The 12,575-nt window shown below is 45.2% G+C and carries 17 protein-coding genes and 1 riboswitch; of the genes, 10 read left to right on the forward strand and 7 right to left on the reverse strand.

Annotated features, from left to right (window positions below; genetic code table 11):
• Nucleotides 1–10: 10 nt before the first annotated feature.
• From GXP75_RS03980 to GXP75_RS03990, 3 genes are all read right to left on the reverse strand, one after another.
• Nucleotides 11–178 carry a YqaE/Pmp3 family membrane protein gene (locus tag GXP75_RS03980; protein ID WP_003327617.1) on the reverse strand — a complete coding sequence of 56 codons (168 nt, stop codon included), beginning with the start codon at nucleotides 176–178 and terminating at the stop codon, nucleotides 11–13.
• A gap of 65 nt (nucleotides 179–243) precedes the next feature.
• Nucleotides 244–552 (reverse strand): metal-sulfur cluster assembly factor, encoded by a 309-nt coding sequence (locus GXP75_RS03985; protein WP_003327618.1) that lies wholly within the window; start codon nucleotides 550–552, stop codon nucleotides 244–246.
• A 62-nt stretch (nucleotides 553–614) separates the two neighbouring features.
• A complete protein-coding gene (locus tag GXP75_RS03990) occupies nucleotides 615–1,382 on the reverse strand; it encodes a prolyl oligopeptidase family serine peptidase (protein WP_214917973.1) in 768 nt (255 codons plus the stop codon).
• A 120-nt stretch (nucleotides 1,383–1,502) separates the two neighbouring features.
• On the opposite strand from GXP75_RS03990, the gene GXP75_RS03995 reads away from it, so the two are divergent.
• From GXP75_RS03995 to GXP75_RS04005, 3 genes are all read left to right on the forward strand, one after another.
• Nucleotides 1,503–2,315 (forward strand): Cof-type HAD-IIB family hydrolase, encoded by an 813-nt coding sequence (locus tag GXP75_RS03995; RefSeq protein ID WP_212064427.1) that lies wholly within the window; start codon nucleotides 1,503–1,505, stop codon nucleotides 2,313–2,315.
• 87 nt (nucleotides 2,316–2,402) lie between these two features.
• Nucleotides 2,403–2,552, forward strand: coding sequence for a hypothetical protein (locus GXP75_RS04000; protein WP_003327622.1), 150 nt, complete (start codon nucleotides 2,403–2,405; stop codon nucleotides 2,550–2,552).
• Entirely contained in the window at nucleotides 2,552–2,749 is a 198-nt protein-coding gene (locus GXP75_RS04005) for a DUF3813 domain-containing protein (protein WP_003327623.1), read from the forward strand. The genes GXP75_RS04000 and GXP75_RS04005 overlap by 1 nt, the downstream gene beginning before the upstream one ends.
• Before the next feature lie 31 nt (nucleotides 2,750–2,780).
• Here GXP75_RS04005 and GXP75_RS04010 read toward each other — a convergent pair whose 3' ends face one another.
• Nucleotides 2,781–3,236, reverse strand: a complete 456-nt coding sequence (locus GXP75_RS04010; RefSeq protein WP_313897114.1) for a BsuPI-related putative proteinase inhibitor — start codon at nucleotides 3,234–3,236, stop codon at nucleotides 2,781–2,783.
• A gap of 18 nt (nucleotides 3,237–3,254) precedes the next feature.
• Nucleotides 3,255–4,097 carry a YitT family protein gene (locus GXP75_RS04015; RefSeq protein WP_214917974.1) on the reverse strand — a complete coding sequence of 281 codons (843 nt, stop codon included), beginning with the start codon at nucleotides 4,095–4,097 and terminating at the stop codon, nucleotides 3,255–3,257.
• A 137-nt stretch (nucleotides 4,098–4,234) separates the two neighbouring features.
• Between GXP75_RS04015 and GXP75_RS04020 the strand changes: the two genes are divergently transcribed.
• The gene (locus GXP75_RS04020; RefSeq protein ID WP_242556173.1) at nucleotides 4,235–5,089 is read left to right on the forward strand and encodes a DegV family protein; all 855 of its coding nucleotides are present in this window, start codon (nucleotides 4,235–4,237) and stop codon (nucleotides 5,087–5,089) included.
• 247 nt (nucleotides 5,090–5,336) lie between these two features.
• Here the strand turns inward: GXP75_RS04020 and GXP75_RS04025 are convergent, their stop codons facing one another.
• Both GXP75_RS04025 and GXP75_RS04030 read right to left on the reverse strand, forming a co-directional pair.
• Nucleotides 5,337–5,630, reverse strand: a complete 294-nt coding sequence (locus tag GXP75_RS04025; protein ID WP_214917979.1) for a DUF3784 domain-containing protein — start codon at nucleotides 5,628–5,630, stop codon at nucleotides 5,337–5,339.
• Between the two features lie 470 nt (nucleotides 5,631–6,100).
• Nucleotides 6,101–6,949: a CvfB family protein gene (locus GXP75_RS04030; protein ID WP_094231787.1), complete on the reverse strand. Its 849-nt coding sequence runs from the start codon at nucleotides 6,947–6,949 to the stop codon at nucleotides 6,101–6,103.
• 149 nt (nucleotides 6,950–7,098) lie between these two features.
• Here GXP75_RS04030 and GXP75_RS04035 point away from each other — a divergent pair, with 149 nt between their 5' ends.
• From GXP75_RS04035 to GXP75_RS04060, 6 genes are all read left to right on the forward strand, one after another.
• Nucleotides 7,099–7,590, forward strand: a complete 492-nt coding sequence (locus tag GXP75_RS04035) for a YajQ family cyclic di-GMP-binding protein (RefSeq protein ID WP_214917985.1) — start codon at nucleotides 7,099–7,101, stop codon at nucleotides 7,588–7,590.
• Nucleotides 7,591–7,708: 118 nt separating this feature from the next.
• Nucleotides 7,709–7,831: riboswitch (SAM riboswitch) on the forward strand.
• A 90-nt stretch (nucleotides 7,832–7,921) separates the two neighbouring features.
• A complete protein-coding gene (locus tag GXP75_RS04040) occupies nucleotides 7,922–9,760 on the forward strand; it encodes a bifunctional homocysteine S-methyltransferase/methylenetetrahydrofolate reductase (RefSeq protein ID WP_242556174.1) in 1,839 nt (612 codons plus the stop codon).
• Between the two features lie 114 nt (nucleotides 9,761–9,874).
• Nucleotides 9,875–10,315 carry a GNAT family N-acetyltransferase gene (locus GXP75_RS04045; RefSeq protein ID WP_242556175.1) on the forward strand — a complete coding sequence of 147 codons (441 nt, stop codon included), beginning with the start codon at nucleotides 9,875–9,877 and terminating at the stop codon, nucleotides 10,313–10,315.
• 13 nt (nucleotides 10,316–10,328) lie between these two features.
• Nucleotides 10,329–10,997 (forward strand): GNAT family N-acetyltransferase, encoded by a 669-nt coding sequence (locus GXP75_RS04050; protein ID WP_242556176.1) that lies wholly within the window; start codon nucleotides 10,329–10,331, stop codon nucleotides 10,995–10,997.
• The gene (locus tag GXP75_RS04055; RefSeq protein ID WP_242556282.1) at nucleotides 10,900–11,184 is read left to right on the forward strand and encodes a GNAT family N-acetyltransferase; all 285 of its coding nucleotides are present in this window, start codon (nucleotides 10,900–10,902) and stop codon (nucleotides 11,182–11,184) included. The genes GXP75_RS04050 and GXP75_RS04055 overlap by 98 nt, the downstream gene beginning before the upstream one ends.
• A gap of 160 nt (nucleotides 11,185–11,344) precedes the next feature.
• Complete coding sequence (locus tag GXP75_RS04060; RefSeq protein WP_251008442.1) at nucleotides 11,345–12,574, forward strand: MFS transporter; 1,230 nt, start codon at nucleotides 11,345–11,347, stop codon at nucleotides 12,572–12,574.
• Nucleotide 12,575 lies beyond the last annotated feature (1 nt).

The following is a 12,575-nucleotide window of genomic DNA, read 5'->3' on the forward strand; positions in this document are numbered from 1 at the left end:
TTTCCAATTTTTATCCGGCCCGTTTTTCAGCACGCCGGTCCGCTACGATAAAGCAAGCGTGAATGGCGCCCGGCAGCCAGAAGATCGCCGTTAAAATCAGATTTAACACAGCTTGAAACGGTTTTCCCGAAAACAAGACGGCAAGCGGGGGACATAATACGGCAAGCAAGTACATCATATGTTTTTCACTCCTCTCTATGCAGAAAAGGACAGCCTCTATTTGTTCAGCTGTCCTTTTCTCTCTTATTGTATGCCAAGTGCGATTTTCGCATATCTTGACATTTTATCTCTTGTCCACGGCGGGTTCCAGACGATATGAACTTCTGTTTCTTTCACGTCGGGAATATCCGCTAAAGCTTTTTTCACTTCATCCACGATCACCGGTGCCAAAGGACAGCCCATTGACGTCAGTGTCATCGTCACATGCGTTAAGCCGTCTTCGTCCATATCGACATCGTATACAAGGCCGAGGTTTACGATATCCACGCCAAGCTCAGGATCAACGACCTGCTCTAGAGCGCCCATAATGTTTTCTTTTAATGCTTCTTCCACGTTCTATCACTCCTTTTTCTCCAGTATAACGCAAATTCGGTTTGTGTTAACACCATTGTGCTCTATAAATGCGTCTCAAACCAGGCGACGGTTTTTAACAACGCTTCTCGCGACACTTTATGGTCAGCCTTTTCGTCTGCGATGAATTGCAGAAGCTCAGGCTGCTCACTGTACAGCGGTTTAATGGTGTCGTAAAATTTGCGGGTCGGCGCGTAAGGAACAATCTTATCTTTCACACCGTGCCAAAACAGAAGAGGACGATGACGCAAGGAGTCAGGCTGAAGGCTGAGATCCCTTGTTTTCAGCCGTTCGATGAGATCATCTACTCTCTCTTGCGGGATATCAATATTGATTCCCTGCGATTTGATGTGCTCAATTTGCTGCTGAAACAGTTCTACATAATTCGGGCTTCCCATCAGGCTGACACCAGCTTTCACCCAATCATACGCCGTTATTGCGCCGAGAGTGGTTATTCCGCCCATGGACGTGCCGGCCAGTCCGATGCGTCCGCCGTCTATAAGATCACGCTCTTCAAAGTATGTTTTGAGCACATTCAGTTCTTCAATTTCATTGAGCACAATGTCCCAGAAATGGCCCGCAAGCTCTTCTCCGGTCATGTTCTCCCCCCGCTCCCCATGAAAAAGAGCCTCCGGCAAAACAGCTCTGAAGCCTTTTTGGGCAAGTAAATAAGCAAAGTGAAGGTTGTGTTCCTTCGCGCTTGTAAATCCGTGTATAAAGAAAACAAGAGGAACGGCGCGGCGGCTGTTCTCTTCCTTTACAATATGTAAAAACGGAATGCCGGAAACGGTTTGGTTTTCAATTTGAATCACGAAGCTCCCTCCTTAGGATAACCATAATCATAAGTGTAACATGTAGACAATAAAGATGGTAAAAAGCTACACTGTAGATAAGGAAGAAAACGCAAAATCTAAGATTATAAAGGAGCTTTTATGGAGACAAAACCTTATTTAATCGCTTTAGATTTAGATGGAACATTATTAAAGGATGATAAAACAATATCAGAAGATACCCTTCGCACCATCCGGCAGGTCAAAGAAGCCGGACATTACGTCTGTATTTCGACAGGCAGGCCGTACCGCTCCAGCTCAATGTATTATCAGCAGATGGGGCTTACGACGCCGATCGTCAATTTTAACGGGGCGTTTGTTCACCATCCGCAAGATGAGAGCTGGGGACGGTATCATACCTCCTTGCCGCTTGAAGTCGTAAAACAGCTCGTTGATATCAGCGAAACGTATAGTGTGCACAATGTACTTGCGGAAGTCATCGACGATGTGTATTTTCATTATCATGATGAACGGCTTATTGACGCATTTAATATGAATACAACAAATGTAACGGTCGGTGATTTACGTGACAATCTGGGTGAGGATGTCACCTCTGTGTTAATTCACGCCAAAGAGGAAGATGTGCCGGACATCCGCGCTTACTTGTCCGATGTTCACGCGGAAGTGATTGATCACAGAAGATGGGCGGCCCCGTGGCATGTAATTGAAATTATTAAAAGCGGCATGAACAAAGCGGTTGGATTAAAAAAAATCAGCGATTACTACCAGATCCCAGCTGAGCGCATCATCGCTTTCGGCGATGAAGATAATGACCTGGAAATGCTTGCGTTTGCCGGATGCGGCGTTGCGATGGAGAATGGCATTGATTCCGTCAAGCAAATTGCGGATACAACCACTTTTTCAAATGAAGAGGATGGCGTTTCCCGTTTTTTAAAACAACATTTTTCGCTTTAATTTTTCCCACTCATAAACCGCCGGCAGCCCTTCCATACTAAGCAGGACGACTCATCTCGTCACAATATGGAAGGGGGCATTCTCGAAATGGGTAAACGAAGCAAATCAAAAAGGTTTATTCAGCAGGGTAAGGACTCCGTCAGTCTTCATGACGCAAGATTTCCATATCGGTCTACACTTGAAGAGTCCCAGCATACCGCAGCAAAAAATGCGGCTGAAGGACAGGTTGAATTTTAATGAGAAACGAATTGTTCACTCAGGCGAAATCATTTGTTAATCAGGCTGTTATGATTGCAGGCGGCTTTGAAGAAGGCGATCAGCAAAAAGCCATTCTAAGAGCAAAAAATGCTGTGTCTTCCGCGTATGCCAATTCGACAGATGCAGAACGTCACCAGCTTCATCAATTCCAGGATCAGCTGGATAACTTGCAATAAAAAAACTATGGCGGGCACCCGCCATAGTTTTTTATTTCACTTCAAATTGCTTAACGGCCTGAATTTGCTTCAAGTGTTCCGCCTTTCCCTTAAAGGTCACTTTTACTTCATAAGTCCCCGGCTCCGGCACTTCCTTCCACTCATCGGAAAAGTCGTATGTTTCGCCAGGTTCAAGCGTCAAGTTCTGAAAGGCCTGGGTAAACATTTTATCTTTGGAATAGCGGTATCTTTCTTTGTGTTCAGAATCGTATACAACAAGCTCAAATTTCTGCCCGGTGCTGAAATGAAAGTCCACGGCATTTTCACCTTGGTTCTCTAATGACATGTTAAACTTGATTTGTTCAGGCTCTTGAATCGGTTCAACGGTTAATACAACCTCTTGATTTTCCATTCCGCCTGATACCTCCTTATCGGGTTCTGATTGCTCTTTTTGCCCGCAGCCTATTAATAGCAGCGCAGGCAGTAGCATCACAAGCAGCCGCTTCATGACATCCACCTGCTTTCATCAGTCTTTTCTGAAAAAACCAAAAATCCCGGTCGTTTGGACAATATTCGTAAATGCCTTCGGATCAACCTCTTTGACGATTTTTTCTAAATCGTAAAGTTCATACCTTGTGATGACGATGACCATCATTTCTTTTGGTTCATTCGTAAATGCGCCTTTTGCCGGAACAGTCGTGATGCCCCGAACCATTTTTCCATAAATCGCTTCTTTGATTTCATCCGCTTTTTTCGTCACGATCATCGCCGTAAGCTTCATGTGGCGGGTGTGGATCGCGTCAATCACCCTCGTTGTCACATAAAGTGTAACAAGGGTATATAAAGCTTTCTCCCAACCTTGCAATAATCCTGCCGTCAGAATGATAATCCCGTTCAGAATAAAGAAATACGTGCCGACGGGTTTATCCTTCCACTTCGCGAGCACCATGGCGATGATATCTAGTCCGCCTGTCGATCCGCCGTATTTTAATGTCATACCGATTCCGACCGCGGAAATGACACCGCCAAATACCGCATTCAACAGGATATCATGTGACAACCTGGTTTCCGGAAGCACACCCATAAAAACGGTTGTCAAAGCGACGCTCAAAATGCTGTAAACCGTAAACGATTTTCCGACTTTCAGCCAACCTAAAATGCCGACCGGAATATTTAAGAGGAACAGCAAAATCCCTGTCGAAATATAAAAAGGGGCGTATTGGTCGACGACGCTTGATAACAGCTGGGCGACACCGGTAAAACCGCTGGCATACACATCAGCGGGAATCAAAAATAAATTCAGCCCTGCCGCATTAAGTAAAGCGCCGATCACAACAATGATTATTTTTTTTGTCAGTTCTAGTACCATGGCTTTGTTCCTCCGCTTATTCATATTAGTATCTTTTCCCTTAAATCAAATATTTGAACACGAATTTGGCAAATTAATATGATATAGTTGGCTTACCTCTTACTTTTTAGAGCATATTGGAAAGAAGGGATATGTATATGAAAGTTCATCTCATCGCCGACAGCGCGGCTGATTTGCCCCGTTCTTTTTTCGAGGCGAACGACATTGGCTTTATACCTCTCAGAGTTTCTCTTGATGACAAAGAATATGAAGATGCGGTAACGATTCAGGCGAATGAAGTATTGGAGGCAATGAAAAACGGGAAAGCTCCCAAGACCTCCCAAGCGTCACCGCAGACGATTAAAAACACGTTTCTGCAATTCGCCGAAACAGGAGAACCTGCGCTCTATGTCACTTTCTCCTCAGGGCTCTCCGGCACTTATCAGACCGCTGTGATGATGGCAAATGAAGTAAAGGAAGAATATCCTGATTTTGATTTGCGGATCATTGATTCCAAATGCGCTTCATTAGGATACGGCCTTGCAGTGCAATACGCGCAAGAGCTCTGTGTCGACGGAAATACAATACAAGAAATTGAAACGTCTGTAAAGGACTTTTGCGCTCATCTTGAGCATATTTTTACTGTGGATGATTTAACTTATCTTGCAAGAGGCGGCAGAATTTCCAAAGCCTCCGCTTTTGTAGGCGGGCTTTTAAATATTAAACCGCTTCTGCACATGGAGGACGGGAAACTGATTCCGTTAGAAAAAATCAGAGGCAAAAAAAAGCTGTTAAAGCGGATCATTGAAGTAATGGCCGAACGCGGAGACAATTGGAGCGGGCAGACAGTCGGCATCAGCTACGCCGATAACGAAGACACCGCGCTTGAAATGAAACAGATGATTGAAGACGCCTTTCATCCGAAAGAGATTATCATGCATACGATCGGATCGGCCGTAGGCTCCCATTCCGGTCCGGGAACGCTGGCGATTTTTTTCTCAAGTAAATCATAAACAACAAAACCGGTAAGCTTTGTGATAAGGACTGCCGGTTTTTTACTTTTCTCTTATTCAATACCGATCGTTTTATATGTCTGCTGGACCGAAGCAGATTGCTTTGAGCTGGAAGCTGTTACCTAGTAAGTTAACGCCCGATAATAAATTTGCTCTTAGGCTGCCGCGCTATGCCTTTTGGTTAAGGCAGACGACGATTTTATTAATGTACAAGAAGGACAAAGGCTTATGCCCTGTCCTTCTTTTCCTATTCTACTAATTTCTTATTCACGTAAATAATGACGCCGGCCCCATATGCCAAAATGAGCGGCGGGATCAGCTGCTCCTGTCCGGGAAATGCGATAAAGCTGTTCAGCAGAATAAACAAACCGGAATTCAAGAAAAAGTAGCCTGCAATTCTTGCCAGTCTATCCTTGTCACGGATACGCGCCTCATTAAAACCGGCCAGTATCCAAGTTTGTTTTTTTATTCCTACATAATAGGCTACCAAAAAGAAAAAAAGCGAAATGATCATTAACAGATAATTGATGCTAAAATCCATGTTACGGCCTCCCCGTGTTACTTAAAATTCAAAAAAGAAAAAACGGCACAGCTACAACACCAACTAGACCGCTGCCAGATTTGCTATAACGATGATCTCCTTTTGATATTTCATTTTGTGACAGAAATATGCACTTCCCCTGTTGTTCCTCACGCCCAATACCGCTTCAGCAAACTCCTTCGGCTGCGAAAATTTCTCAGAAAATATGTCAGTCTTCACAAATACACAACCTTTATTTCCGCGATACCATTCTCTCTTTCTACATCAGACATATTCTTCAGCTCTGTATATAGTTCCTCTGCATAACGCTCTATGTTCTGCTGTTTTTTTATGAGAATAGTTAAGCATGGAGAGTTTTGCGTAGTATTTCCCACATCCTGTCCGGACTCCTCGGCACCTGGAGGCCGTATTCAATTGGATATTCACCGCAAAAAAAAGCAGGCTTGCTCTCTGGCAGCCTGCTCTCTTCTTTATTGCTTTTCATATGTCCAGCCGTTTTCCTGATAGACCTTGTTATTCTTCATCAAGTGTCCGAGCGCCCGTTTAAAGGCGGCCTTGCTCATCTGAAAGCGTTGGCGGATATCTTCTGGGTCGCTCTTGTCTCCGTATGGCATGGCGCCGTTTCTCGTTCTCATATAAGTAAGGATTTGCTCGGCGTCTACTGACAACGCATCCTGTTTCCGCGGGAGAAGCGACATGTTCACCGACCCGTCATCCTTCACTTCAATCACCCGTCCCGTGATTCTTGATCCGAGTCTCGGCTCTTCTTTTCTTTCAGAAGGGTGAATAAAGGCGCGAATGCCGTCGTCTGTGATCAGGAAAGAACCGGAAGCGATAAGCCTGTACACCGTTCCTGTCAGCTCTTTATTCATCATATCTTCTGACGCTTCAGTAAACAGCTCGCTGATGATGTCCTCCGGCGCGGGTTTTGCAAACATGCGTCCGCGGTTTGTCACTTTCAGCATACAATACAGCTTGTCCCCTCTTTGCGGCCACACGGATTCGTACGGCGGAAGATGCTCTGTTGCGACAAGCGCGTCCTTAGATAAGCCGACATCGACGAACACGCCCATATCGTCTACTGCGTCCACAACATCTACCCATCCATACTGCTCGGCGCTGATAACCGGTATTTTCATCGTTGCCGCAAGCCTTTCCTGCTGGTCAACGTAGATGAATACCTCTACTTCGTCTCTTTCTTCTATATCCTCTGTCACTTCACTGTTATGTAAGAGAACCGTGTCTTCTCCGTCGGTTAAAAAGTAACCGAAATCTGTTTGGTGATCTATACTCAAGGTTAATTGCTGCCCTGGTCTCATGCTATCGTCCTTCCTATTCCGCTGTTGTTTTTGGCGGATATTGTTCCTTATTTTTTCCAATCATCCCAAATTGATTCTTTGTTCTGTTGGAAGTTTCTCTTTATTCTACTATAATCAACACATAAGATAAATGTTATGGAGGTTTTCATATGGCAAAAGAAAGTTCTTTCGATATTGTGTCCAAAGTTGAATACCCGGAAGTCCAAAACGCAATTCAGATTACATTGAAGGAAATCGGCACCCGCTATGACTTCAAAGGCAGTAAAAGCGACATTACGTTAGAAAAAGAGGATCTCGTTCTGGTTTCCGATGATGAATTCAAAATGAGCCAGCTTAAGGATGTGCTCACAGGCAAACTCATTAAAAGAAATGTCCCGACCAAAAACATCGAATATTCAAAAATTGAGAATGCCTCCGGCGGCACTGTGAGACAGCGCGCGAAGCTAGTTCAAGGGATCGATAAAGAGAACGCAAAAAAAATCAACACGATCATTAAAAACTCAGGTCTGAAAGTGAAATCCCAAGTCCAGGATGATCAGGTACGGGTGACCGGAAAAAGCAAGGACGACCTTCAGCAGATTATGACTGCCGTCCGCGGCGCTGACCTGCCGATTGATGTTCAATTTATAAATTTCCGATAAATTTTACATTTGCTATTGATTATTGTCTATATTTTCGGTAAATTTGGAGAAAGGAAAATTCCTCATACCTTTTGGGGAATTCCGGATTTCATTAACTCAATTAAAAACTGAATCATTGTTCTTATCAAGAGAAGCTGAGGGACTGGCCCGAAGAAGCTTCAGCAACCGGTGTAATGATTGCATCCGCAGTCATGACCAAGGTGCTAAATCCAGCAAGCTCGAACAGCTTGGAAGATAAGAAGGTAGACAAATCTTTTATAAAGTCTTCTTCTTAAGAGGACTTTTTTTAATTCTCTTTTTTCCTTGCTGAATGTTATGAAGGAGGCAGACAATGGGACTTTTAGAAGATTTGAAACATCAGGTATTAATCGGAGACGGCGCTATGGGAACGCTTCTTTATTCATATGGCATTGACAGATGCTTTGAAGAATTAAATGTGTCAAAGCCGGAGGAGATCAAACGAATTCATGAAGCGTATGTTCAGGCGGGCGCACATATTATTCAAACCAATACATACGGGGCCAACTATATCAAATTATCCCGGCACGGACTTGAAGATGAAACGAAAAAAATTAATAAAGAAGCAGTCAAAATCGCGCGTGCCTCGTCTGGCGGAGCGTATGTGCTCGGGACGATGGGCGGCATCCGCACCTTTAACAAAAATGCTTACAGCCTTGAGGATATTAAAAGAAGCTTTCGGGAACAGCTTTATCTTTTGCTGCACGAAGAGCCGGACGGACTCCTTTTGGAAACCTATTATGATCTTGAAGAAGCACAGGAAGTCTTAAAAATTGCAAGAAAGGAAACGGATTTGCCGATCGTCCTGAATGTGTCGATGCATGAACAAGGCGTGCTTCAAGACGGAACGCCTCTATCGGAAGCTCTTCGATCGCTTGTCGGTCTTGGTGCTGATGTGACGGGCATTAACTGCCGGCTCGGCCCTTATCATATGATTGAAGCGCTCACCGAGGTGCCGATTTTTGATGATGCGTTTTTATCCGTTTATCCTAACAGCTCCCTGCCATCCCTAGAAGAAGGACGACTTGTGTATGAAACAGATGATACGTATTTCCAAAACAGCGCCATTGAATTCCGAAAACAGGGCGCACGGATTATCGGAGGCTGCTGCGGCACAACCCCGAGCCACATTCGGGCCATGGCAGATGCAGTCGGCGGCCTTGAGCCTATTACGGAAAAAGAAGTGAAAGTCAGAGCGCAGGAAACCATCTCCATTCAGCACGAGCGGACCGAGCCGGGATTAGATGAAATCGCCTCTCAAAAAAGGTCCATAATCGTAGAGCTTGATCCGCCGAAAAAGTTGAACTTTGAGAAATTCCTTTCCGCTGCAAGCGAATTAAAAGATGCCGGAATAGAGGCGCTGACGCTTGCGGATAACTCACTTGCGACGCCGAGAATCAGCAATGTCGCCTGCGGAGCGCTTTTGAAGCAGCAGCTGGATATCAGATCTCTCGTTCATATAACATGCAGAGACCGAAATATTATCGGCTTGCAGTCACATTTAATGGGGCTCGACACTTTAGGCTTAAACGATATTTTGGCGGTTACAGGCGATCCTTCTAAAATCGGTGATTTTCCGGGGGCCACATCTGTTTATGATCTAACATCCTTTGATTTAATCAGGCTGATCAAGCAATTCAATGAAGGACTTTCCTTATCGGGGAAACCGCTCGGCAGAAAGACCAATTTTTCTGTCGCCGGGGCGTTTAATCCCAACGTCCGCCATCTTGACAAAGCGGTGAAACGGCTTGAGAAAAAAATCGATTGCGGCGCCGATTATTTTATCTCACAGCCAGTCTACTCAGAGCAGCAGCTTGTCGACATCCATAACGAAACCAAGCATCTCAAGACGCCTGTTTACATTGGCATTATGCCGTTAACCAGCAGCCGCAACGCCGAATTTATTCATCATGAAATTCCCGGCATCAAACTGTCGGATTCCATTCGCGAGAAAATGGCGCTTGCCGGTGAAGATAAGCAAAAACAAAAAGCGGAAGGCCTCGCCATCGCCCGCTCTCTTCTCGATACGGCATGTGAGCTGTTTAACGGAATTTATCTGATCACGCCTTTCCTCCGGTCTGACTTAACGGCGGAGCTTACCTCCTATATTCAGAAAAAAGACGAAAAGCGCGAGAATGTGTTTTTGCACTAAACGTGAAAAGGGCAGCCTGAATAAATCAGGCTGCCCTCCTCTTTATGGATGACAGGTGATAATATAAAGAGGTGTCTCCCCTTCTCTTCAAACCATTAGTAAAAGGAGGATATCATGATTCTTGTCAAAGACATTTCAGCAGAAGATACTTATGAAATCAGGCATATGATCTTGCGTCCGCACCAAACGATTGAACAATGTAAATATGAACAAGACAAAGCGGAAGGCAGCTTTCACCTCGGCGCTTTTTTTGACGGAACGCTGATCAGTATAGCTTCTTTTTACCGCCAAGATCATCCCTTGATTGAAGCTTCCCCATCCTATCAGATGCGTGGAATGGCGACGCTTGCCGGATACCGCAAGCAGAGAGCCGGAAGCACGCTTGTCACTCAGGCTGAACAGAAGCTTGCCGATATGGGGGCAAAAACGGTATGGTGCAACGCCAGATGCCACGTGCAAGGGTACTACGAAAAGCTTGGCTGGAAGGATACTGGTGATCCATTTGATCTCCCTGGTATCGGACCTCATATTGTCATGTATAAAAAACTCAAGTAAGACGGTGATAATGATGCCAATGAGTGATGCTGCGCTTTCCGTTTTAACAGAAAAAGATGTGCCTGGCCTGTCCGCATTGTGCCGGCACGCAGGCTGGCCGGGTTATGATGAGCGGGAGCTGGGGCTTTTGCTGCAAAATGGACGCCTTTTTGGTTATAAGGACAGCGAGGGAACTCTTCTTTCTTGCTCCGGCATTTTTCCATACGGGTCTTTTGCTTCGCTTGGCCTTGTGATCGTACAAAAAGAATTCAGAGGGGCCGGTCTCGGCAAGAAAATGGTGGAGGCATGCATCGGCGAACTAAACGATACCATTCCGATTATGCTTGTCGCCACCGAGCAAGGCCTGCCGCTTTATCAAAAAGCCGGATTTCAGCAAATCAGTTCCATTTATAAGTATGTGTGTGACGGCTTTTTGCCTCACACAGCGGATTCTGATATAGACATTGCACCTTTTCAGACAAAGGATTTTCAAGCATTAACAAAAACAGACCGGGCGGCATTCGGCACAGGCAGAGAACACCTGCTTCAGCAGCTCGTTTTCCGGCTGTTTAGAATGTACCGTCGCCAAAAACAAGGATGGCAGAATTGTCGGCTATGGACTTTCCCGCCAGACGCCGGACAGCTTGAGAATAGGGCCGTTAATCGCGCCTTCCAGAGAATGTGCGGCTCTGTTAATCAGTAAGCTTGCGGATGGGAAGCAAGGACGGATTCGGATTGATATTTCCGGAGAATACCGCTGTATCGATCCTGATCTGGCGGCCATGGGGTTTGTACGAGATACTGAATCGCCGCTGATGGTTCTTCGAAAGAGCTCTTTTCCGAAACGAAACGGACACTTAGTCGCCGTTACGTCACAAGGACTCGGCTGATTCAAACATACATGATAAATGCCCGAATACGGTCCAATCCGTATTCGGTTTTTTACATATGAGAGAGCGCTAAGTTTTTCTGAATAAACCGATACATCAAGGACATTCTAAGCAAGAAAAGGAGTGAGCCTTGGTGGCACAAACAAAACAACCTAATGTGATGACTATTGTGGCAATCGGTTCTATACCGCTCATTTTAACACTGGGTAATTCCATGTTAATCCCGATATTACCGCAAATGAAATCCGAACTTCATTTATCTCAATTTCAAGTCAGTCTTGTCATAACGGTTTTTTCAATAACCGCAGCCATTTTTATACCGGTTGTCGGCTACCTCGCAGATCGTTTTTCCCGCAAGAAAATTATTATTCCTTGCTTATTTCTGTACGGGATAGGCGGATTAATCGCCGGTTTTTTCCATCAATCGTTTCCTTTAATCATGGCGGGACGCGCCCTCCAGGGACTCGGCGCCGCAGGGACAGGCCCGATCGCTATGGCCCTGTCGGCGGATCTGTTTAAAGGGGCGCAGGAAAGCAAAGTGCTCGGAATCGTCGAAGCGTCAAACGGAATGGGAAAAGTCCTTTCACCCATTATCGGCTCTCTCATAGCCTTACTAGTCTGGTATGGAGCTTTTTTTGCATTCCCTGCATTTTGCGCTCTTTCTATTCTGCTGACGTGGATTTTTATTAAAGAGAAGAAAAAAGAGGAGGAGCCGCCAACGATAGGAAAATACGCAAAAGGATTATTAAGCGTATTTAAACAAGAGGGCAGATGGCTTTTCACCGCATATTTGGCGGGAGCAACCTGTTTATTTACCCTATTCGGGATCTTATTTTACTTTTCGGATGTACTGGAGAAAACCTATGATACGGACGGCGTAAAAAAAGGGCTGATTCTGGCCATTCCGCTATTGGTCATGTGCGTGACTTCATATATTACCGGAAGTAAAATCGGACAAAAGCAATCCTTAATGAAAAAGCTGATTGTTCTTGGTTTGGCGCTCATGACTATTTCTTATGCCACGCTATCTTTTTTTGAACAATTGGTTCTTTTTATCAGCATCCTTGTCATCAGCAGTGTCGGCACCGGGCTTGTGCTGCCTTGTATCAACAGCTTCATCACCGGAGCTGTCGGGAAAGACCGAAGAGGATTTGTGACGTCATTATACGGATCGGTTCGGTTTTTAGGTGTCGCGATCGGACCTCCTATTTTCGGACGCTTAATGGAATGGTCAAGACCCGGCATGTTTTTAAGCATCGCCGGCTTAACACTGGCTGTCGGCATTCTCGTGCTGCTTCTCGTTCATGTAAATCAAAATGAAGAAGAAACCAAAGAGAAAGAAAAGCCGCATATGTCAAGTGAACGTCTGCAGCCCGCTGAAGAAAGGTAGC

It is taken from the genome of Bacillus sp. HU-1818 (assembly GCF_022695965.1).
Lineage (GTDB): Bacteria > Bacillota > Bacilli > Bacillales > Bacillaceae > Bacillus > Bacillus atrophaeus.